This window comes from Rahnella perminowiae, assembly GCF_019049755.1.
GTDB classification, from domain to species: Bacteria; Pseudomonadota; Gammaproteobacteria; order Enterobacterales; family Enterobacteriaceae; genus Rahnella; species Rahnella perminowiae.
Genome location: NZ_JAFMOS010000563.1, coordinates 1 through 20,146, shown reverse-complemented (window position 1 = coordinate 20,146; position 20,146 = coordinate 1). Strand labels below are relative to the sequence as shown.

At 51.6% G+C, this 20,146-nt stretch carries 22 protein-coding genes and 1 riboswitch; of the genes, 8 read left to right on the top strand and 14 right to left on the bottom strand.

Features of this window, described 5'->3' with window-relative positions; translation table 11 throughout:
- The first annotated feature begins 48 nt into the window (after positions 1-48).
- The 3 genes from ybeD (at position 49) to lipA (ending at position 2,401) form a co-directional block, all read left to right on the top strand.
- Positions 49-312 (top strand): DUF493 family protein YbeD, encoded by a 264-nt coding sequence (ybeD, locus tag J1785_RS14825; protein WP_013576500.1) that lies wholly within the window; start codon positions 49-51, stop codon positions 310-312.
- Positions 313-385: 73 nt separating this feature from the next.
- The gene (gene lipB / locus J1785_RS14820; RefSeq protein ID WP_217219679.1) at positions 386-1,069 is read left to right on the top strand and encodes a lipoyl(octanoyl) transferase LipB; all 684 of its coding nucleotides are present in this window, start codon (positions 386-388) and stop codon (positions 1,067-1,069) included.
- Between the two features lie 366 nt (positions 1,070-1,435).
- Positions 1,436-2,401 carry a lipoyl synthase gene (lipA, locus tag J1785_RS14815; RefSeq protein WP_013576503.1) on the top strand — a complete coding sequence of 322 codons (966 nt, stop codon included), beginning with the start codon at positions 1,436-1,438 and terminating at the stop codon, positions 2,399-2,401.
- Positions 2,402-2,499: 98 nt separating this feature from the next.
- Here lipA and tatE read toward each other — a convergent pair whose 3' ends face one another.
- From tatE to J1785_RS14785, 6 genes are all read right to left on the bottom strand, one after another.
- Positions 2,500-2,706 carry a twin-arginine translocase subunit TatE gene (gene tatE, locus J1785_RS14810; protein WP_129952062.1) on the bottom strand — a complete coding sequence of 69 codons (207 nt, stop codon included), beginning with the start codon at positions 2,704-2,706 and terminating at the stop codon, positions 2,500-2,502.
- Between the two features lie 393 nt (positions 2,707-3,099).
- Positions 3,100-3,897, bottom strand: a complete 798-nt coding sequence (locus tag J1785_RS14805) for an amino acid ABC transporter ATP-binding protein (RefSeq protein ID WP_129952063.1) — start codon at positions 3,895-3,897, stop codon at positions 3,100-3,102.
- On the bottom strand, positions 3,894-4,877 hold the full coding sequence (locus tag J1785_RS14800) for an amino acid ABC transporter permease (RefSeq protein ID WP_217219677.1): 984 nt from the start codon (positions 4,875-4,877) through the stop codon (positions 3,894-3,896). Before J1785_RS14800 ends, J1785_RS14805 begins: the two co-directional genes overlap by 4 nt.
- Complete coding sequence (locus tag J1785_RS14795; protein ID WP_129990592.1) at positions 4,874-5,782, bottom strand: ABC transporter substrate-binding protein; 909 nt, start codon at positions 5,780-5,782, stop codon at positions 4,874-4,876. The genes J1785_RS14800 and J1785_RS14795 overlap by 4 nt, the downstream gene beginning before the upstream one ends.
- Before the next feature lie 194 nt (positions 5,783-5,976).
- Positions 5,977-6,771, bottom strand: coding sequence for a deaminated glutathione amidase (locus J1785_RS14790; protein ID WP_217157822.1), 795 nt, complete (start codon positions 6,769-6,771; stop codon positions 5,977-5,979).
- Positions 6,772-6,816: 45 nt separating this feature from the next.
- A complete protein-coding gene (locus J1785_RS14785) occupies positions 6,817-7,773 on the bottom strand; it encodes a substrate-binding domain-containing protein (RefSeq protein ID WP_336369475.1) in 957 nt (318 codons plus the stop codon).
- Between the two features lie 209 nt (positions 7,774-7,982).
- Here J1785_RS14785 and J1785_RS14780 point away from each other — a divergent pair, with 209 nt between their 5' ends.
- A complete protein-coding gene (locus tag J1785_RS14780) occupies positions 7,983-9,329 on the top strand; it encodes an aminotransferase class I/II-fold pyridoxal phosphate-dependent enzyme (RefSeq protein WP_129990594.1) in 1,347 nt (448 codons plus the stop codon).
- Between the two features lie 4 nt (positions 9,330-9,333).
- Here J1785_RS14780 and J1785_RS14775 read toward each other — a convergent pair whose 3' ends face one another.
- Positions 9,334-9,756, bottom strand: coding sequence for a GNAT family N-acetyltransferase (locus J1785_RS14775; protein WP_129990595.1), 423 nt, complete (start codon positions 9,754-9,756; stop codon positions 9,334-9,336).
- Positions 9,757-9,839: 83 nt separating this feature from the next.
- A riboswitch (Fluoride riboswitch) is annotated at positions 9,840-9,902 on the top strand.
- A gap of 66 nt (positions 9,903-9,968) precedes the next feature.
- Here J1785_RS14775 and crcB point away from each other — a divergent pair.
- The 3 genes from crcB to J1785_RS14760 all read left to right on the top strand — a co-directional run bounded on the left by crcB (position 9,969) and on the right by J1785_RS14760 (position 12,667).
- Positions 9,969-10,352 (top strand): fluoride efflux transporter CrcB, encoded by a 384-nt coding sequence (gene crcB / locus J1785_RS14770; protein WP_129952070.1) that lies wholly within the window; start codon positions 9,969-9,971, stop codon positions 10,350-10,352.
- 461 nt (positions 10,353-10,813) lie between these two features.
- Positions 10,814-11,470: a TetR family transcriptional regulator gene (locus J1785_RS14765; RefSeq protein WP_205951551.1), complete on the top strand. Its 657-nt coding sequence runs from the start codon at positions 10,814-10,816 to the stop codon at positions 11,468-11,470.
- A gap of 9 nt (positions 11,471-11,479) precedes the next feature.
- On the top strand, positions 11,480-12,667 hold the full coding sequence (locus J1785_RS14760) for a multidrug effflux MFS transporter (RefSeq protein ID WP_129952072.1): 1,188 nt from the start codon (positions 11,480-11,482) through the stop codon (positions 12,665-12,667).
- A 66-nt stretch (positions 12,668-12,733) separates the two neighbouring features.
- Here J1785_RS14760 and cspE read toward each other — a convergent pair whose 3' ends face one another.
- From cspE to J1785_RS14740, 4 genes are all read right to left on the bottom strand, one after another.
- Positions 12,734-12,943 (bottom strand): transcription antiterminator/RNA stability regulator CspE, encoded by a 210-nt coding sequence (cspE, locus tag J1785_RS14755; RefSeq protein ID WP_009636912.1) that lies wholly within the window; start codon positions 12,941-12,943, stop codon positions 12,734-12,736.
- A gap of 177 nt (positions 12,944-13,120) precedes the next feature.
- A complete protein-coding gene (locus J1785_RS14750; RefSeq protein ID WP_217139328.1) occupies positions 13,121-13,858 on the bottom strand; it encodes a DUF2076 domain-containing protein in 738 nt (245 codons plus the stop codon).
- A gap of 196 nt (positions 13,859-14,054) precedes the next feature.
- Positions 14,055-15,185: an ABC transporter substrate-binding protein gene (locus J1785_RS14745; protein ID WP_129952074.1), complete on the bottom strand. Its 1,131-nt coding sequence runs from the start codon at positions 15,183-15,185 to the stop codon at positions 14,055-14,057.
- A gap of 190 nt (positions 15,186-15,375) precedes the next feature.
- Positions 15,376-17,475 (bottom strand): prolyl oligopeptidase family serine peptidase, encoded by a 2,100-nt coding sequence (locus J1785_RS14740; protein ID WP_217219675.1) that lies wholly within the window; start codon positions 17,473-17,475, stop codon positions 15,376-15,378.
- A gap of 301 nt (positions 17,476-17,776) precedes the next feature.
- Here J1785_RS14740 and J1785_RS14735 point away from each other — a divergent pair, with 301 nt between their 5' ends.
- Positions 17,777-18,022, top strand: a complete 246-nt coding sequence (locus tag J1785_RS14735) for a hypothetical protein (RefSeq protein ID WP_217156541.1) — start codon at positions 17,777-17,779, stop codon at positions 18,020-18,022.
- Positions 18,023-18,061: 39 nt separating this feature from the next.
- On the opposite strand, the gene J1785_RS14730 is transcribed toward J1785_RS14735, so the two are convergent.
- The 3 genes from J1785_RS14730 to J1785_RS14720 are packed head-to-tail and all read right to left on the bottom strand — an operon-like array spanning position 18,062 to position 20,002.
- Positions 18,062-18,583: a cupin domain-containing protein gene (locus J1785_RS14730; RefSeq protein ID WP_129952077.1), complete on the bottom strand. Its 522-nt coding sequence runs from the start codon at positions 18,581-18,583 to the stop codon at positions 18,062-18,064.
- Positions 18,584-18,616: 33 nt separating this feature from the next.
- Complete coding sequence (locus J1785_RS14725) at positions 18,617-18,970, bottom strand: hypothetical protein (RefSeq protein WP_129952078.1); 354 nt, start codon at positions 18,968-18,970, stop codon at positions 18,617-18,619.
- A gap of 24 nt (positions 18,971-18,994) precedes the next feature.
- Positions 18,995-20,002, bottom strand: a complete 1,008-nt coding sequence (locus J1785_RS14720) for a diguanylate cyclase domain-containing protein (protein ID WP_238483227.1) — start codon at positions 20,000-20,002, stop codon at positions 18,995-18,997.
- Positions 20,003-20,146: the final 144 nt, after the last annotated feature.

Here is a 20,146-nt window from a genome sequence, read left to right as displayed (position 1 = left end):
ACTTTGAGAGATAAAACTTAATACGCTGTACAACACGCTGGAGTGCACATGAAAACCAAACTGAACGAACTGCTCGAATTCCCTTGTCCCTTTACCTACAAAGTAATGGGCCTGGCACAACCCGAGCTGGTAGACCAGGTTGTGGAAGTCGTGCAACGCCATGCGCCTGGCGATTACAATCCTCAGGTAAAACCGAGCAGTAAAGGGAATTACCACTCCGTTTCAATTACGATAACTGCGACTCACATCGATCAGGTCGAAACCCTGTACGATGAGCTGGGCAATATCGAAATTGTCCGCATGGTGCTGTAAGCCCTTTCTGACCGATCCGCGCGGGAGCCACACTGTCGCGCGTTTTTCCCCCTCTTGATTGACGATAACTGCCGTGCAACCACAAAATTCGCAAGAACGTATCGTACTGCGCCAGCTTGGCCTTCAGCCCTATGAGCCGGTTTCTCTGGCCATGCACCATTTTACGGAACACCGCAACGCCGACTCGCTTGATGAGATCTGGCTGGTTCAGCATCCCCGTGTATTTACGCAGGGGCAGGCTGGCAAAGCCGAACATGTCCTGATGCCCGGTGATATTCCGGTTATCCAGAGCGACCGTGGCGGCCAGGTGACGTATCACGGTCCCGGTCAGCAGGTGATGTACGTGATGGTGGATTTGAAACGCAAAAAACTGGGTGTTCGTCAGCTGGTGACGGCGATTGAACAAACGGTAGTCGATACGCTGGCGCATTTCTCCATTGAAGCTTACCCGCGCGCGGATGCACCGGGTGTATATGTCGGGGGTAAAAAGATTTGTTCGCTGGGATTACGGATCCGCAAAGGATGTTCGTTACACGGTCTGGCATTAAATATTGATATGGATCTCGAGCCTTTCCGTCGCATCAACCCCTGTGGTTACGCCGGCCTTGAAATGACGCAGGCGAGCCTCGAGAAGCCGGGGCTGACGGTCGATCAGGTGATGCCTGTTCTGGTGAAATGTTTTAACCATCGTCTTGATTACCTGCAGGTTGATTACCTGCCCTGGCAGGTTGAACATTATGCCTCTTCAGCGCAGTGATTTTTGGCCGTTGCCCCCGGCGTTAATCTTTTCCCGCATACCTCGCGTTTCCGGGATTTATCAGGCGCGCGGGAAAATATTTACACACTATTAACACCGTCTCAGCCCTCGCAATGAATCGTTAAAATAATCAGTCTTTTCAAAAGACTAAATGCGATAAAAAGTGATTTCATCGAGACCACTTCTTCTTTAAAGTTAAAAAATTGCACTATTTAGCACTTCCGGCCATGACGAAGGGCTGAACGAAGAGATGCTTCAATGATATAATTTCCGCATTATTTCTACTTTTTTTGATGAATCAGCCAGTTCATTGAATGTCCTGAAAAAACTCGGGTAACGAGTGACAAACCTGGAAGCTGCAAGATTATGAGTAAACCGATTCAGATGGAACGCGGTGTCAAATACCGCGATGCAGATAAGATGGCGTTAATTCCGGTGAAAACCGTGGTCAGTGACCGGCAGGAAATGTTACGTAAGCCGGCATGGATGAAAATCAAACTGCCAGCCGACTCAACGAAAATTCAGGGCATTAAATCAGCACTGCGCAAAAATGGCCTGCATTCTGTTTGTGAAGAAGCGGCCTGCCCTAACCTTTCCGAGTGCTTCAACCACGGTACCGCAACATTCATGATCCTCGGTGCCATTTGTACCCGTCGCTGCCCGTTCTGTGATGTGGCACATGGTCGCCCGACAGCTCCGGATACTAACGAACCGGAAAAACTGGCGCAGACCATTTCTGATATGGGTCTGCGTTATGTAGTCATCACCTCCGTTGACCGTGATGATCTGCGCGACGGCGGGGCTCAGCACTTTGCAGATTGTATTACGGCTATCCGCGCGAAAAACCCAACCATCAAAATCGAAACTCTGGTGCCGGATTTCCGTGGCCGTATGGATCGTGCGCTGGAAATCCTTAATGCAAGCCCGCCTGATGTGTTTAACCACAATCTGGAAAATGTGCCGCGTGTTTACCGTCAGGTTCGTCCGGGCGCAAACTACGAGTGGTCACTGACGCTGCTGCAACGTTTTAAAGAAGCACATCCTGAAATACCCACTAAATCAGGACTGATGGTCGGCCTGGGCGAAACGAATGAAGAAATCATCGAAGTGATGCGCGACCTGCGTCGTCATGGCGTGACGATGCTGACACTCGGCCAGTATTTACAGCCAAGCCGTCATCATCTGCCGGTGCAGCGTTATGTCAGCCCTGAAGAGTTTGATCAGATGAAAGAAGCGGCGATGGAAATGGGCTTCACCCATGCGGCATGCGGTCCGTTCGTGCGTTCTTCTTACCACGCCGATCTGCAAGCGAAAGGATTAGAAGTTAAGTAACATCTCGTAACTTCTTTGTCTGACAAAAACAAAAAGGTTGTTCGCAAGAACAACCTTTTTCGTTTGGCTAAAGGGCCGGGAACTGTCGCTCTGAAGACTCAGTCTTTATGCTCAACACGTTCAGCAGGCTTCTCTTCTGCGGTTTTTTCAGCAGAAGCGGGAGCAGGATCATCATTCATGGCTTTCTTGAAGCCACGCAGTGCCGCGCCCAGGTCGCCGCCCAGAGAACGGAGTTTGCTGGTACCGAACAACAAAACGATCAGCACGCCGACCACCAACAATTTAGTAATACTTAGACCTTCCATACATACCTTCTTAACACTGAGTGCTGGAAAACAGCAATAGCTATATGCCGTTATTAACGGCCATTCGCGACGTTAATACAACCCGAAAATGTAACAGAACGGATCCAGAACTGTGCGCATAGTGACCAGAGTGAGCTATTATGAGCGTGAACAGTACGCTCATAAAGTATTTCTGTTTTTATTTACCGGGCAACCCTCTCCCCCGGCATGTTTGTTTTCGACCCGATGATCCCTCCGGCTTACCACCTGCAATGAAAATCCATGCGGAAAACGCTTCATACCATCCGGCTTAGCGGTATTCATCACTGCGGACTGCATTGCGTAAAACGGACGAAACCGGGTGGAAATTGCAGAATAACGGTCTGCACTCCCGGCTTCAGCCCGCCTTACCGGTCAGATAAAGCGGCTCAGGAACGCCTGTGTCCGCTGATGTTTCGGACTGACCAGGACATCTTCCGCGGCCCCCTGCTCAACGACAACCCCGCGATCCATAAACACTACGCGGTCTGCTGCCTCTTTCGCAAAGCCAATCTCATGCGTCACCACTATCATCGTCAGCCCCTGCATGGCCAGATCCCGCATAGTGGCCAGAACTTCGCCGACCAGTTCAGGGTCGAGCGCTGACGTCGGTTCATCGAACAGCATCAGTTTAGGTTTCACCGCCAGCGCACGGGCTATAGCCACACGCTGTTGCTGACCGCCGGAAAGATGGCGCGGATAAGCATTGGCTTTATCGCTCAGGCCGACTTTTTGCAGCAACTCATGCGCATATTTCTCCGCTTCATGGCGGCTTTCTTTATGCACACCCACCGGTGCTTCAATGATATTTTGCAACACAGTCATGTGCGGATAAAGATTGAATTGCTGGAATACCATGCCGATATCCCGGCGCTGCCGCGCAATTGCCCGTTCAGGCAATTTATGCAGACGGTCCCCGCGCAGTTCATAACCTATTTGCTCACCGCCTACCATAATGGAACCGCGATCGATATCTTCCAGATGATTTATACAGCGCAGAAAGGTGGATTTACCCGAGCCCGACGGCCCGAGGATCACCACCACTTCGCCGGGTTTCACATCAAGATCGATTCCCTTCAGCACTTCGTTATCACCATAACTTTTATGCACGTTACGGGCGATCACCAGTGATGCTTGTCCGGACGACTGTGTGTCAGCGTGTAATTGACTCATAAATCCTCCTTCCGGACCATGTCCGGTGTACTGATGATCGGCGCGGTTTTTTCTTCCGCATTGCTTTGACGACGTTTGACGTTAGGCAATGTCCGGCGTGTGCCGCGGGAATAATAGCGTTCAATTGCAGACTGCCCAAGATTGAGCAATGACGTGATAAACAGATACCAAATCACTGCCACCATCAGCATAGGTACCACTTCAAAGGTACGGTTGTAGACAGTTTGCACGGAATACAGCAAATCCCCCATGGCAATAACGCTGACCAGCGATGTCGCTTTAATCATACTGATGAGCTGGTTACCGGTCGGCGGAATAATCGACCGCATGGCCTGAGGAATAATGATCCGGCGCAGCGCACGGCCACGACTCATGCCAAATGCCTGTGCGGTTTCCGCCTGACCGTTATCGACTGACAGCAAACCTGCCCGAATGATTTCTGCCATATAAGCCGCCTCATTCAGCGCCAGACCGGCAATGGCAGCAGTCAGCGGGGTGATCAGATCATTCGTATTCCAGCTCAGATATTGCGGACCAAACGGGATCCCCAACACCACACGCGGGAACAATGTCGACATGTTGTACCAGAACAATAACTGCACCAGCAGCGGCGTACCGCGGAAGAACCAGATATACAGCCCCGCTAATTTCCTGAGCAATATGCTGTCAGAAAGACGGGCAATGGCCAGCATCAGGCCGATGAACACTCCGAGCAGCATCGACACCACAGTAAGGCCGAGCGTGACGCCCAGGCCTTTGAGCACCGAACCTTCCGTGAACCATTGCGCCACCACATGCCATTCGAAGTTCTGGTTGTGCGAAACCGCCCAGATCACGTCAGCGGCAATCAGCAGCACCACTATCCAGGCCACCCAGCGGCCGTAATGACGCGGGGCGTGGGAAAACTCAACGTTGCGTCGCGGATCCTGCGTATAGTCGTCCCTGACTGCCGGTGTTGAACTATACGTTTTATCAGTCATTTAGGCTGCGCCTTTGCCAGGTTAATACCCGGTGCCGGGATCATATTGCCTTCCAGGCCCCATTTTTTCATGATGATGGCATACGTGCCGTTGTCGAACAGTTTTTGATAACCGGCGAGGATCGCGTCACGAACCGGTGAATCTTTGGCAACGACCGTCCCCTGGAAGATATCGCCAAAGCCATTTGATTTGCCGGTACCGGTCAGTTCAAGCTGGCCGTTGGCTTTTTCCACAAAATAGGTCAGCGGTGCCTGAGAAGAGAAGAATGCGTCGGAACGGTTAGAACGAACCGCCAGAATCGACGTTGGCTGATCGGCAAATGACTGTACTGTCACCGCCGGTTTACCGTCTTTAACGCACACGTCAGACTGCTTACGGATCACCTGTTCAGCAGAACCGCCCGCCATCACGGCAATGCGTTTACCGCAGGTATCATCGAGGGAACTGATGTTTTCCGGGTTACCTTTGCGCACGCCGAAAACAACGTATTCTTTGACGAAATCAATGAAATCATTTTTTGCCTGACGGTCAGGATAATCGCCAATCGGGCCGATACCCATCTGGTAGCGCCCTGCGGCCATGCCACTGAGGATGCCGGATAAACCGCTCACGGAAGCATGCTCTATTTTTACACCCATCACTTGTGCCAGCGCGTGCGCCAGATCCGCACTCGCACCATCCAGGCCATTGGCACCGGTCACAATCTCATACGGAGGGAATGAGCCATTGTTCACAGAGGTCATCACGCCTGACTTCTGAATATCCGCAGGTAATTTTGCATGGATCGCCGGATCCATCGTCTGAGCCGGGATTGTCACATTTTCAGCAGCAAAGGCATTTATCGAAGATACGGAAAGTAATGCAGCAGTCAGTACAGCAGCCTGACGGAGTTGTTTTGCCATCATTCTTTTATTTCCTCTGTGTTAAAAGTCGGTCTGTGAGTTTATGAATGTTGTGTATTTTAGAGTGGTTACCTTCCGTGGCAGCTTTCCGGGTGTTTCTATTTATGGTGACTGATATAAGAAATAAACGCGTTCCCTGGTGAGGGCGCGGTACTGCATGAAATCTGAGGCAGCCGTTGAGGACCGGCCACACAGCGTTAGTCGTTACGCAGTTGCGGTAAACCAAAACGGCGGTTTGCCAGCACTGGTAATACTTTTCGGGCATGAGCCAGACGATCTTTATCCAGTTCAGCAAATACCAGTGCCGGGGCTTCGGCGGCGCGGGCAATCGCCACACCCAGCGGATCGACGACCATGCTGTTGCCAATATTGCGCTCGCCGCATTCACCCACCGCCACCATATAGGTGGTATTTTCCAGTGCACGTGCCGTGACCAGTATTTCCCAATGCATTTCTTTCAGCGGGCCTTTCACCCATGCGGCGGGCAGCACCAGTACGTCGGCTCCATCAAGCACCAGGCGACGTGCCAGCTCCGGAAAACGCACGTCATAGCAGGTCATCAGGCCGACAGTAAACCCGGCGACATTCACCAGCGGCGGCACTTCGTCGCCTGCGGTGACGTTTTTAGATTCCTGAGAAGAGAACGCATCATAAAGATGCAGCTTTCTGTATTCAGAAATAATTTCGCCATTCCGCAGGGAAATCAGCACATTATAAGCACGGCCATCCGGTGCGGGCGTATGGACACTCATCATGGTGGTCATCTGATTCCCCCTGCTGGCCGCCAGCATCTGGCTGACAAACGGACCATCAAGAGGTTGTGCCGCTTTTAAAACCAAATCCGGATCGGTAATATCGCGCGCCAGAATGCCTTCCGGCAGCACCAGCAAATCCACCCCCGCTTCCAGCGATTTCGCCATCAGCGAAAGACAAGTTTCGACATTCGCTTCCCATTCACGGGAAACGGCAAACTGACCTAATGCAACTTTCATTTTTGACTCCCCTGTCGCTCATGGGTCAAAGCGATCGGTTAAGTGTTACTGAGCAAAGTTCGGGAACAAATCTCGCGGCGTCAGGCGCTTAGCACTCAGCCCCTGTGCATATAATTCCTGCGCAAAATCATCAATCATCTTTTCATTGGCGGCGTAACCGTTTGCATTCCAGTCCGCAGGTAAATCGGCCACGGTGCGGCGTAAATCATCCAGCAGCCATGGCGTGGTATCGGCGTATTTTGCGCGCTTATCCATCCAGATTTCATAAGAACGGTTAATGATGTCGCTCAGTGCCTGCGGCAACCACGGATGCTCTTCGGCCAGCGCAGGTTTGACCGCCAGCAGGTGGATACCGGGGATATACCCGACGCGGTTGAAATAGGCCAGTTCAGCGGCACGGAAATCCGGCTGGAACTGACGGAAACCGGAATCAGGCTTGAAAAAGCCCTCAGGCATAAACGGTGTAAATACCGCATCCAGCCAGCCTTCCTGTAATAACGCCATCAAAGGACGCTCTTGCGGAACGGCTTCAATGCGTCCTTCGCGGCCAAAACCGGCCAGACGGTCGACAATCGGGTGCGCTTCGGTCAGACGGCCGACATACCAGTTCGCATCTTCAATGCCCACACCTTCCCGTGCCAGCAATGTACGGGTCCAGGTATTGCCGGAATCCTGCCAGCCGGTCAGGCCAATACGTTTACCGGCCAGTTGCGAAAGTTCGGTCAACGGGCTGTCTTCGCGGGTGATGATGCAGCGCTGGCGGAATCCACGCATCAGGAAATGCGGTATCGCCAGCAAATCAGATTCGCCCCGCGCACGCCCTTGTGCATAACGACTGAAAGACACTTCACCCGCATCGTATTTGTCGCTGCTGCCCAGGTTATCAACCAGCGTCCCCACGCGGTCTATCTCAAGATTAAACCCTTCCGGTTTAAGATCGCCTAATGCCAGCGGCGTAAAATAATCCCAGTCACGAACTGCCAGCCTGATGGTAATCGTCACATCTTTCCCCTTAAGTGTCAGCATGGTTGATATGCAGAAAAACAACGGTGCGTTTACAAACCTTCCCGGAAACACACCAAATTTTTTACGAAGGCCCTTATCTTTGCGGCAATGTGATTATTTTATCGCCTCCGTTGGCTAAGTTTGATACTAATGGCATAAATTAATATGTACAATAGAATCTTTGTTACTGAACAAAAGGCATAAAAATGGCAGAAAACGCTCTCGAAAAAACGCTGGATGCAGAATGGTTAGCGACACAATTACAGGATCGTTCCATGCGGGGTATTGCGCTTGAAACCGCGGCGATGATCCGTTCCGGTGTGATCGAGATTGGTTCGCATCTTCCCGCCGTGCGTGAACTCGCGCAGGCGCTGGGAGTCAGTCCGGCCACGGTTTCTGCCGCCTGGGGTCAGTTACGACGTCAGAAAGTGATCGCCGGACGCGGACGCAACGGCGTCTGGGTGTGTGGCGATATGCTGTCACCCAGACCGGCACGCTTTGAAAAAATCGGTAATTTCGGTGAGCATATTATTGCGGATCTGGCCCTGTCGTCGCCGGATCCGGCACTGTTACCTGACCTGCACGAAGCCATGCAGCACGGTGTGGGTGCCGGCAATCTGAACAGCTATCAGCGTGAGGCTATTGCGCCGTCGCTGCTTAAAGCCGCGCGGCAGGACTGGCCCTATGACGCCCCCGCTTTTATGGCGGCGGATGGCGGATTTGATGGGATGAATCTGACGCTGCAAACCCTGCTGATGCAGGGGTCAGTTGTCGCGATTGAAGATCCGACCGCCACACGACTGCTGGATATGCTGGATAATCTGGGCGCACAGGTAATTGCGGTGAAGTGCGACGAATTCGGGCCCATACCGGAGTCACTCAGCCAGGCGTTGCTGAAAAATCCTTCCGCTTTTATTTTTCAGCCACGCACCCATTCACATTGCGGCCACGCAATTAACGCAGAACGTTATGCTGCGCTGGCCGATATCCTCAGCCAAAGTAACACGCTGATTATTGAAGATGACGGTATCGGCCAGTTGTCGCGTTATGCGCCGCTGAGTATGGGCAGCAAGCTACCGGACCGCACGGTGCATGTCCGTTCTTATTCCAAAGCCTACGGGCCGGATTTACGGCTGGCGGTTATCTCGGGTTCACATGATTTAATCAGGCAAATCAAATCATTCCGCAATTTTGGTGCCGGCTGGTCGAGCCGTATTTTGCAGGAAGCGCTGGCGTGGCTGATTAACGATCCGAAAACGCAGCAAGGAATTACGCATGCTAAAACAGTGTATGCGGAACGTCGCAAAGCCATGTCCGATGCATTGCGCATGCGCGGCGTGAATATCCCCGACCGAGACGGGCTGGCGCTGTGGATCCCGGTGCCATCAGAACAGTTTGCGCTGGTGACCCTGGCCGCGCGCGGTATTGCAGTTCTGCCCGGTGAGCGCAGCCGCATCGGGCCGGGGCAATTTATCCGTATCAGCACCAGTCAGGTGAAACCTGAGCAGGTTGATTTGATCGCCGACGCTATCGTGCTGGCGCTGGATGCCTGATTGCTCAGAGTTTTTTGAGCAAATACTTCGGTGATTCCTCGTACTGTGCCCGCGCATAAAAAGTGTGGGCCCGTACGCGGCGGGTATGGCTGTGAACCTCCATCCGGTCACAGCCCCGCTCTGCTGCCAGACGTTCGGCCTCATCCAGCAATTTCTGGCCGATACCGCCGCCACGTGCATGATCGCTGACACACAAATAGCTGATACGGCAAAATTCTCCGGCCAGCGCAATTTGCGGGATGAAATGTAACGAAATAAAGCCGACCGCTTTGCCTTCTTTCTCGGCCACTAACAGACGACTGTCCGGGTTGACGGCCATTTTTGCCACACGCTCTGCTATCGCTTCAGACGTATTGGGATAATCCAAATCCCCCAGTAATTGCGCCAGAACCGGCGCATCCTGCACGGTACCTTCTCTGATCAACATGGTATTTTCTCTTTAAAAAACTGTTACGGAAACACGGCTACACAAGCGTCATAACACGATGTAAACTGAGCGCCTTCACGACTCTGTACCGGGGAGATGACATTCCTCCCAAACCGCCTTTACCGGCTGATGATGTCTGCGCAATCTCGCGAGAGGTTCGTAGCGTTGTGCCCGGACCTTTCTGAATTTCATTTATTTTTTAAGGTATTACTATGTTTAGCACCTTACTTGCAGTCTTTATTGGCGGTGGTACAGGCAGCGTTGTGCGTTGGTATGTCAGTCTCAAAATGAACGGCATGAGTCCGGTACTGCCCGCCGGCACCCTGACCGTGAATCTGGTCGGTGCCTTTATCATTGGCCTGGGCATCGCAATTTTCACCCGCCTGACCCATATCGACCCTGTCTGGAAGCTGCTGATCACCACCGGTTTCTGTGGCGGCCTGACAACCTTCTCCACCTTCTCGCTGGAAGTGGTCTACATGCTTCAGGAGGGCCGCTTCGGTGCCGCGCTGCTGAACATGGCGCTGAACATGGCCGGTTCACTGGCCATGACATTACTGGCGTTTATGCTGGTCAGCTGGTTCAGCGCGCACTAATCCTATCTTCCGGCGATGCCTTTTTTATGACAAGAGGCATCGCTGTGATAAATCTGTGATGGCGGTCCATCTCCTCACGCGCGTATCTTAATGTTTCCTTCATCTTATCTGCAGATAATAGTGTCAGTTCAACCTGGTTTACCTTTGAGGCATGACATGTTTTCTGTTCCAAAAACATCTTCTGAATTCCTGACTGTAGCCCTCTGTGTGCTGACTGTGGTGGCATTTTTGCAGGCATACTTTGCTTAACAGCCCCGCGTAGCCCGCAGCTTTATCTCTTTCCGTAAACGGCGCTTTCTTCCTGATGGCGCCGTTTTCATGTCTATATTGTGCTTAATAGCGCAGAAATAAAAACCGCTTTTTACCCCATTCATAATACAAATATTTACCTGCCTCTCTCTATTCCCTATACTTGAGAATGATCGTTCACAATCCACATCAGCCAAATGACCGGATATCTCATGCATCCCCCACCACAATGCACTAAAGATGCGCGCATCAGCGCACGACGCGACCAGATCATTGCCGCTGCACGTCTGTGCTTTCGCAAGCATGGTTTCCACGCCGCAGGTATGGCTGAAATAGCGAAAACGTCGCAGCTCAGTGTGGGACAGATTTACCGCTATTTCGCCAATAAAGACGCGATAATAGAAGAAATTGTCCGGCGAATTGTGATGAAGAAAATCCGGCTGATGACCGGCAACGCGCACAATCTGCAACAGGTGGCCCACAACCTGGCGCACCGGCGGATCGGCAATTTAAGCGCGCCGTATAAAGAAGATCAGTGCGCCGGACAAAAAGAGCAGGCCGAAATTGACCATGCCCTGATGCTGGAAGTCGCTGCAGAAGCGACCCGCAATCCGATTGTGGAAAAAATCTGGCGTGATTCCGAAAAGCAGCTGTTTAAGGAAGCAAAATCTTTTCTCACTGCCACTTTTCCTCAATTTTCTGATGCTGAAATGACAGCAAAAGTCGAATCCTTAGCCGTGATTTGTGAAGGCACTGCTTTTCGTCGTATGACGACTGTTCACGCCGACGCTGAGCTTCTGGAAGCCTTATACCATCGCTACTTCCAGAGCCTCTTCGAAACGGATTTTACCACCAGCAAACGGGAATAAACTTTTACCATGAGCGCTCACCTGCACGAAAAACGCCTCGGTTATGCCCTTGTTCTCGGCTCGCTCGCCGCACTCGGGCCGTTATGTACAGATTTATATTTACCGGCATTGCCGGAAATGGCGGGCGATCTGAATACGTCCACCGCCAGCGCACAGTTAAGCCTGACCGCAGGTTTACTTGGCCTCGGTTTCGGTCAGTTACTGTTCGGCCCGCTGAGTGACCGTTATGGTCGTATGCGCCCGCTGTTGTGGTCCCTGGCTTTATTGCTGGCTGCATCGGTCTGGTGTGCGGTGGCGCAGGATATCAATCAGCTGATTGTCGCCCGTCTGTTACAGGGCATCGCCGGAGCCGGTGGCGCGGTATTATCACGCGCAGTGGCAAGGGATTTGTATAACGGGCATGAACTGACACGGTTTTTTGCATTGCTGATGCTGGTGAACGGACTGGCACCGATCATCGCCCCGGTACTGGGCGGCGCATTGCTGAGCTGGGTTAACTGGCGGGGAATATTCGGTGTACTGGCGTTTATTGCCATCTTACTGTTCAGCTTCTCATCACTAAAACTGCATGAAACCTTATTGCCCGAACGCCGTGCCCGGGGCGGTATTTTCAGTCTGTTAGGCTCGGTATTCGGCCTGCTGAAACATCGTCCGTTTATGGGTTTATGCCTGACGCAGGGCTTTATTATGGCCGGAATGTTCGCGTATATCGGCGCATCACCTTTTGTTTTGCAACAGATTTACCATCTCAGCCCGCAGATGTTCAGCCTGTGCTTTGCGATTAACGGCATCGGTCTGGTGATTTCCGCCCAGGTCTCTACCCGCCTGAGCCGTCGCTTCGGCGAAATGGCGCTGGTCAAAGCCGGTTTGTGCATCGCCGCAGTGGCTTCTGTGGCGCTGGTGATTTCCGCCAGCCTGAATGCGCCACTCGTGTTGTTGCTGGTGCCCCTTTTCTTCTCTGTGATGGTGATCGGGATTATCAGCCCGAATGCCGGATCGCTGGCGATGCAAAGTCAGGGGAAAAATGCAGGCAGCGCGTCTGCCCTGCTGGGGGTGTGTATGTTTGCACTCGGGGCGATTGCCGTACCGGTAACAGGTTTTGGCAGCCAGCCCGCATTATCGATGGGGCTGACCATTCTCGGCTGCTACGCGATTGCCATCGTGATGTTCGTCATGCTGGTGCGGAAACCGGCGTAAGGTATTGACGCATGACGGACAAAAAAAAACCCGCTTCGGCGGGTTTTTTTAATAAATCGGCTAAAGTCAGATAGCGATAACGTTAGCAGCCGACGGGCCTTTGGCACCATTGGTGATTTCGAACTCTACGCGTTGGCCTTCAGCAAGGGTTTTGAAACCGTTGCTGGAAATAGCAGAGAAATGAACGAAAACATCTTTGCTGCCATCTTCAGGGGTAATGAAACCAAAACCTTTAGATTCATTGAACCACTTAACGCTACCTTTAATCTTAGACATCAAACTTACCTTTACGTGAATGTTGGACACAAAACGTGTGTCAAATACAGTACAGCAACAGATTTCACTTTTGTCCAGAATTCTGATGGCAATAAGCGATAAACCTCTCACTCTTCGCTTTCTGTTACTTTTTTCTGCTGCCAAAAGGGCCGTTAATAGCCGTCTGACATCAAGCGGTTAGAAAAATGAGTCATCATCATTGTTGAAATCATCAGTGTCGAAATCATCATTTCCGAAACCGGGATCCGCATTATCATTACGCAACGACGCATCTTCCCATGAAGGCTGATTGCTGTCGAAACTCTGACTGTTATCGAGGAAGCTGCTGTCAGCCGGATTGAGATCCTGAACCGGCGGTTCTTCGATGATATTGACGATTTCCTGCGGCTGGCTGTGATGGAACATACCGGTCAGCATATCTGCCAGCACCACCCCGCCCGCGACGCCCGCCGCCGTGCGCAATGCACTGCCCAGAAAACCCGGTTGCTGCGGTGCGGCCGGTGCCTGCTGTTGCGGCTGTGAGGCATATTGCGGTTGCTGAGGCGGGTTTCCCCACGCCTGCGTACCAGGAATGGGCTGACTGCCCTGCGACGTCTGGCGTTGCGGTTCAGGCTGAGACGAGCCACCGCCAAACAAGCCGGCCAGAAAACCGGTGCTTTGCGGTTTAGCGGTCTGTGCCTGTTGTTGCAACTGCTGTACCTGCTGTTGCAGTTCCTGTACCTGCGCATTCAGTTTAGTCAGCGCCGCTTCCTGAATAATCATCGCCTGCGCCATGTAATACGGGGCAGACGGCTGCTGCCGGATATGAGCCTGAATCACACGTTCAGCCTCCGCATCACGCGGTGCCGTACTGGACTCAGCCTGTTGTAAGCGACTAAAAAGCCCGTCAATTAAACGCTGTTCTTCAGATTGCATAAATTCACCTTGTTGATGTGTCGCACTGCGTCAGAAACGACGCCAGTCGGCGTTATACAGATACAGTAATACAGTTATATTTTTGTATGAATTAACGGAGTGTCAACAAATGTGACGGAGGTAAAGTTAGTGAGGAAAACGCGCTGAGGGGTTGAAAATCCGCCTGTGAGGCCACAGGCGGGGAAAATATCTGTACTTACTTTTTCGGCGTCCAGCCGAAGATGAAATCCTGATCCGGCAGGTTAGTATAGTTACGCACGATGTCGTGGTAAGTCTTCGCCGGGTCCAGATCTTTAAACTGTTGCGGATAAATAAACTTCGCCAGGTATTCCATGCCGACAATATTATACGGATGGTTGTAGAACTGGTGATAAACACCATAAACACGGCCCGCATTCACTGCAGGGATTTGCGCCACGCCGGTGCGTGAAAGCAACACTTTAGCCTCTTTCTCCACATCCGCTTCATCTGCGCCGTAGCCGAACGGCAGAATGTGCGTCACGGAACCGCTTTTCGGACGCGCCGAACCGGTCATGATGTAAACGTCCGGCTTCATGCTGATCACCTGTTCCAGAGAAACAGTGCCTGATGCGCCGGGCAGCAGTTTGGAGCCGATGTTACTGGCACCTACCGCCTGGATAAGTTTTCCCCATCCTGCATTACCGTGGGTGAAACAGCAGGAGTCGTCACGACCGGCAATCGGCTCGATAAAGACATGCGGCCTGGTTTGAATCGCCGAGACGGCTTTCTGAATAGCCTGGAAATGTTGATTATAGAATGTGGTATAAGCGCGGGCATTGTCTTCCTGATTCATCACTTTGCCAAGCAGCTCAATACTTGGCGCGGTATTTTTTGCCGGATCCAATTCATAATCGACAAACAGCACAGGGATATGCAGCGCGGCAAGTTTATCCAGTACGCCCGCCTGAGCCAGTGAATCTTTCGCCCGCAATTGCGCAATCATCAGATCCGGTTTTTTAGCGATTACTGTTTCCAGATCCACCTGCCCTTTATCATTGAATCCCATATCGAGAATTTTCGCCGATTCAGGCCATTTGCTTTTCAGCATATCCCAGGTGCCACTGTCGCTTTTCTTCAGCAGATTATTCCAGGCCACTACATGCTGAAAAGGATTGGCTTTATCTAACACGGCCAGGGCCAGAAGATCGCGTCCGTCCTGCAAAATAATCCGCTGAGGTGCTTTATCAATGATGACTTTCTGGCCGGCCATATCCGTGACCGTCAGCGGATAGGTGGTAGCAAAACTGGCGAAGGAAGTCGCCATCAGACCGGTAACAGCCAGCACACGTGCAGTGTTCTTTAACATACGATCACCCGAAAATGAGAATGAATAAAAAATGATTTTGATAATTGTTATCAATTCAGGCCGAAATAATAAACAAGGAAAGGTGGAAGGAGCAACGTTTTTAAAGCCGATATGAAGGGATAAAACATGTCGAAATATTAACGGGATACCGCAAGGCATCCCGTTTTACATCAGACTCTCACAGGTTATATCAACCGGCGGCTTTGTCTCGGCCGATAAAGTGCAGCAGGAATTCGCTCACCATCGCCCGTTTAAACGCGGATTGTTTTTTGTCAGACGCCGCACTGTGGCCGCCGTCCGTATTCTCGTAAAAATAGACATCCGGAATACCCAGCGCCTGCATTTTCGCTGCCATTTTACGTGCATGGTCAGGCCCGACACGGTCATCACTGGTCGCTGTTGAGAACAATACCGGCGGATATTTTTTTGTCGGATCGATATTATGATACGGCGAAAATTCGCGGATAAATGCCCACTCTTCTGGTTGCTGCGGGTCGCCGTATTCAGCAATCCACGACGCGCCTGCCGAGATTCGCGTGTACCGGTACATATCCAGCAGCGCCACTTCACACACGATGGCCCCGAATAATTCCGGGTAGCGCGTCAGCATATTGCCAACCAGCAAGCCGCCGTTGCTGCCGCCTTGCGCCGCCAGGTGGGCCGGTGAGGTGATTTTGCTGGCAATCAGTGCCTTCGCCACAGACGCGAAATCTTCATAAGCGCGCAGACGTTTTTCTTTCAGCGCCGCTTTATGCCATTCCGGTCCGTACTCACCACCGCCACGTATATTCGCCACCACAAACACGCCGCCGCGATCGAGCCACGCCACGCCACTGACGCCAAGATAATACGGCTCAAGTGAGACCTCGAAACCGCCGTAGCCATACAGCAGCGTCGGATTTCTGCCGTCATACACCACGTCTTTGGACGAGATGACAAAATACGGTACGCGGGTACCGTCGTCGGACACCGCGAAAAGCTGGCTGACCTGATAACGGGTGGCATCGAAATGCGAAGGATCTTGTTTCAGCAGTTCGGCTGCAACGTTTGCGCCGTTATCGAGATTTCCGAGTGACAAACTGGCCGGTTGCAGGAAACCACTGACACTCATGAAATATTCATTGGTCTCATCATCCACGCCCCACGCGTTGATTTTGCTCAGTTCCGGCACTTTACCGAACGGTTCACGCTGCCACCTGCCATCTTTCGGCGTCAGCACTTCAAGCCGGTTGACGACATCCCGCGTGATGCTGAGAATAATATGATCACGGGTGTAGGAATAGCCGTTGAGCTGGTCACGGGTTGACGTAACACCACTGAGAGCAATATGCGGACCCGGTACAAACAGCGGTTTCAGCGTGCGTTCGCCCGCCATAAAGGCGTCAAAATTCATGGTCAGCAGCGAACCGGATGGCCAGCTTTTACCGTTCACCTGCCATTCACTGGAAGGCTGGATCAGGATCCACTCCCGCCAGGTACTGAATTTGGCATCCGCCGGTACGTCGATTTTGACTAAGTTTTTAAGGTCATCCAGCAGGAAGACTTCGCGGTGATAGAAGTCAGTGACACGCACCACATAATTGCGCTCAAACCCTTTCAGGGCATCGCGATACCCCACCGCCATCATGTCTGTCTTTTCGGCACTGAATACGGTGACCGCTTCACTAAGCGGTGTTCCGCGCTGCCAGATTTTAACGATGCGCGGGTATCCGGAACCGGTCATGGAACCTTCACCAAAATCGGTGGCAACAAATAAATGATCGCGGTCAATCCAGCTGATGCGGCTTTTAGCGACCGGTAAATAAAAACCGTCCGTCACAAAATTCTGAGTGAGTAAATCAAACTCACGCACTTCAGAGGCGTCCCCCCCGTCCGGAGACAGCACTAAAAGTGCACGGTCAAAATCCGGTTTCAAATTCCAGAAACCGTGAAACACCCACTCTTTCCCTTCAGTTTTACCCAGTGCATCAATATCCAGCACGGTTTCCCATTGCGGTTCGGCTTTACGGAATTCATCCAACGTGGTCTTGCGTAAGATGCCCTTCGGGTTCTTCGCATCCTGCCAGAAGTTGTACCAGTCGTTGCCACATTTCCACACACCGGGGATTTGGTCCGGTGAGTTCAGGCCTGCCAGCACTTTCTCCCGCAGCGGGTCGAAATCTTTGCCCTGCGTAAAGGCGGCCAGTGTGATGGTATTTTGCTCACGCGCCCATTCCAGCGCTTTCTCGTTGCGTAAACCTTCGAGCCAGATGAAATCATCTTGTGGGGGAAAGATTGAACCGGTTGTCATAATATTCAGCCCTGAAAATTATAAAGAGTTCAGAAATACCTGTTTTCGGATAGTGATTTCAAGTCTTTTACGTTTCTGTCAGGTTCGGAATAACCTTCCGAAAATCGCGTTTATTTTCTTAAATAATCCATTCTGCGATCTGCAGGAGTTTCTGCAATCCTTTTTTGTGAGTCACTTCAAGCATTGAAATAACAGGAACGCCTATAAAGAAATCATTACCTTGTGATGACAAAAAATGACAGGGAACTGATGTAGAAAAGGGAAACGAAAAATCAGGCAGTAACAGAAAAGGAGTGCGCGTATGGAATGGAAAATCATAGGAATCCTGAATATCCCACAGAGCGGGTTGAAATATATCTGCATTCAGGCTTTTAAAAACCTGAAGCTGATTTTGTCCGTTGATAATGACTTTAAGCTGCAAACCGGCGACACGTTAGAAATTACGCCGGAGGGCTATTCACTGAACCGTCATCAGGCACAGAGCCTGAAAATTCACCGAATGATGCCGTATTGTCAGCAGCGCTGGCAATCGCTCTCCATTCAGTAAATGGGCTTAAAAGCACGTCTTCACGAGAAAAGCCGGTATTCAACTGACCGGTTTTTTCTTTTGCTCACGATGCAAATCCGACAGGCCGTCATGATCACCAAATTGCTGCTCCGGTACGTCCCGCCAGCGGTCTTTGCGCGTCGCTTCATATTCCTGATTCAGCGGGTAATAAATGCGATTTTCCGGCTTGTTGGCCTCGCCGACGACCAGCAGGCGCACTTCCTCATCGCTGTTGTTAATGAAGGTGTGGCAGATACCGGTACCGTGCGGAAATGCCACAGCATCGCCCGGTTTCAGCGGGTGCAGATAACCATTAATCCACGCATCAGGATGCCCTTCCAGCACATACACAAATTCATCTTCAGCACTTTCCGCGTGGGCGTAACAGGTACGACGTCCCGGTAACAAACGTTCGTGATGAATGCCAATTTTCGTCAGGCCAAGCGCTCTGCCAAGGGGGGCACCCAGCGACATCAGTTCATCATCACCGGGATAATTGCCGTCGTCAGGACCTTCAAGTTCGGTCCAGTGTCGGATAAAATCAGGTCTTTCCTTGTGCATAAAATCTCCGGATAAAGTTGCCGATAGTCATTTTTAGTACAACGAAGGTGACGTCTGCTGCATGGAGTACGAGTTTTGCGTCTGTACAGTCTGTTTCGGCAAGCAGGTAAATCTTATATGAACCTTCTCACCGTCATTACTCTCCCCCATTGTCTGGAATTTGCCGGTACAAAAATCGAAAATCTTTTTATAAGTGTCCGCACGGCGCTGACGTTCAAGGATTGAAAAGACGGACGTTGTGTAACTTGCCTCACCCTGGGTGAAGGAAGGGTCAAAATTGGCCGGGCGATAGGGAGCATCGCCAACCGGTTTATCGATAGATGAACAGCCTGCCAGTAAACCCGCAGCGACTGCCGCGGCAACCCACATCATGGTGATCTTTTTCATTACTCATCCCGGAAAACGTTAACGTTATAAGTGTAGCTGAGCAGAGACATCCGTCCGGCTCACGCTGCCAATACTGTTTTTGCCATTGTGTTTCACATTCACCAATGCCCGTTCGGCAGCCTCCAGCCACTGGTTATAATCATCATAATTTCGGGATGTCGCCACGCCGATACTCAGCGAGCACTGGAAACCTGAATCCTGCGATAAACGTATTTCTGAGGTTTTGAGTAATAACCGGTAACCCACGGCATACGCTTCTTCTTCGGAAATACCCGGCAGGATTACCACAAATTCGTCACCCCCCAGAATAGCCGGGAAATCATTTTGCCCGGTTTCCTGACGTAAAATCGCTGATACCGAGCGCAAAACATAATCCCCCGCTTCACGCCCGAACAAATCATTCACCATTTTCAAATCATCGACGCCCAGCACCATCAGGCAGGATAAATCATGTTTTGCGCGTTCAAACTCCAGCATCAGCCGCCGGTCGAGTAGCCTCCGGTTAGGCAAACCGAGAAAAGGATCCATCAGGGCGGCTTTTTCCAGCTCGTGTTGTTTATCCCGCAGCTTTCTGGAAATAGAATAATTGGCGGCACTGAAAGCAATAATATAAATCGTGGAAAGCGGCAACGTCAGCCACAACGTCCGGTTGGTAACGGTGGAGTAAAACGTCATTCCCGATAATGGCCAGCAGATAATAAAACCAGCACAATAAAACAACGCGGCGCGGCGCAGCAATTGCCAGCCACCGGCGGAAAAGCGGTCAGCGATGAGAATAGCCGTAATAATGGCCGACGGCAGCGGGCAACCCCCCATCAGCGCCACCCAGGCGCCTCCCGCGATGGCATCGAATGCCAGGTTTCGGAATTCCGCCTGATTAGGATGATTTGAACGCTGTGCAATCAGCATGGCAATATGCGGCCAGACAAAGGCATTCAGCGCCAGCAGGCTGATGGGTATCCAGGATGCATTGCGTTCAAGAAGCACCGAAAATACAGGAAAAAAGCAAAGAAAAGTGCCAAGTATCCGCATTAAGTACATTCGCCGCAAGAAGCGCTCTGAGCGCTCGCGAACGAGACTTTCACCTGGAGAATAATATGGCATACGGGAAACGGCTCTTGAGTTGATTTTTATTTATATTAGTCGAGTTACTGATCTCAGAGCTACTGAAAGCGG

What these genes read in the sequence shown, in the direction of transcription:
- cspE (WP_009636912.1), bottom strand. Translation starts at nt 12,943, where the DNA reads ATGTCTAAGATTAAAGGTAGCGTTAAGTGGTTCAATGAATCTAAAGGT.
- lipA (WP_013576503.1), top strand. Translation starts at nt 1,436, where the DNA reads ATGAGTAAACCGATTCAGATGGAACGCGGTGTCAAATACCGCGATGCA.
- J1785_RS14805 (WP_129952063.1), bottom strand. Translation starts at nt 3,897, where the DNA reads ATGAGTCAATTACACGCTGACACACAGTCGTCCGGACAAGCATCACTG.
- J1785_RS14745 (WP_129952074.1), bottom strand. Translation starts at nt 15,185, where the DNA reads ATGTTAAAGAACACTGCACGTGTGCTGGCTGTTACCGGTCTGATGGCG.
- J1785_RS14720 (WP_238483227.1), bottom strand. Translation starts at nt 20,002, where the DNA reads ATGCGGATACTTGGCACTTTTCTTTGCTTTTTTCCTGTATTTTCGGTG.
- J1785_RS14730 (WP_129952077.1), bottom strand. Translation starts at nt 18,583, where the DNA reads ATGCACAAGGAAAGACCTGATTTTATCCGACACTGGACCGAACTTGAA.
- J1785_RS14780 (WP_129990594.1), top strand. Translation starts at nt 7,983, where the DNA reads ATGGCAGAAAACGCTCTCGAAAAAACGCTGGATGCAGAATGGTTAGCG.
- tatE (WP_129952062.1), bottom strand. Translation starts at nt 2,706, where the DNA reads ATGGAAGGTCTAAGTATTACTAAATTGTTGGTGGTCGGCGTGCTGATC.
- J1785_RS14725 (WP_129952078.1), bottom strand. Translation starts at nt 18,970, where the DNA reads ATGAAAAAGATCACCATGATGTGGGTTGCCGCGGCAGTCGCTGCGGGT.
- J1785_RS14765 (WP_205951551.1), top strand. Translation starts at nt 10,814, where the DNA reads ATGCATCCCCCACCACAATGCACTAAAGATGCGCGCATCAGCGCACGA.
- J1785_RS14795 (WP_129990592.1), bottom strand. Translation starts at nt 5,782, where the DNA reads ATGATGGCAAAACAACTCCGTCAGGCTGCTGTACTGACTGCTGCATTA.
- crcB (WP_129952070.1), top strand. Translation starts at nt 9,969, where the DNA reads ATGTTTAGCACCTTACTTGCAGTCTTTATTGGCGGTGGTACAGGCAGC.
- J1785_RS14790 (WP_217157822.1), bottom strand. Translation starts at nt 6,771, where the DNA reads ATGAAAGTTGCATTAGGTCAGTTTGCCGTTTCCCGTGAATGGGAAGCG.
- J1785_RS14740 (WP_217219675.1), bottom strand. Translation starts at nt 17,475, where the DNA reads ATGACAACCGGTTCAATCTTTCCCCCACAAGATGATTTCATCTGGCTC.
- J1785_RS14800 (WP_217219677.1), bottom strand. Translation starts at nt 4,877, where the DNA reads ATGACTGATAAAACGTATAGTTCAACACCGGCAGTCAGGGACGACTAT.
- J1785_RS14735 (WP_217156541.1), top strand. Translation starts at nt 17,777, where the DNA reads ATGGAATGGAAAATCATAGGAATCCTGAATATCCCACAGAGCGGGTTG.
- J1785_RS14760 (WP_129952072.1), top strand. Translation starts at nt 11,480, where the DNA reads ATGAGCGCTCACCTGCACGAAAAACGCCTCGGTTATGCCCTTGTTCTC.
- ybeD (WP_013576500.1), top strand. Translation starts at nt 49, where the DNA reads ATGAAAACCAAACTGAACGAACTGCTCGAATTCCCTTGTCCCTTTACC.
- J1785_RS14750 (WP_217139328.1), bottom strand. Translation starts at nt 13,858, where the DNA reads ATGCAATCTGAAGAACAGCGTTTAATTGACGGGCTTTTTAGTCGCTTA.
- J1785_RS14775 (WP_129990595.1), bottom strand. Translation starts at nt 9,756, where the DNA reads ATGTTGATCAGAGAAGGTACCGTGCAGGATGCGCCGGTTCTGGCGCAA.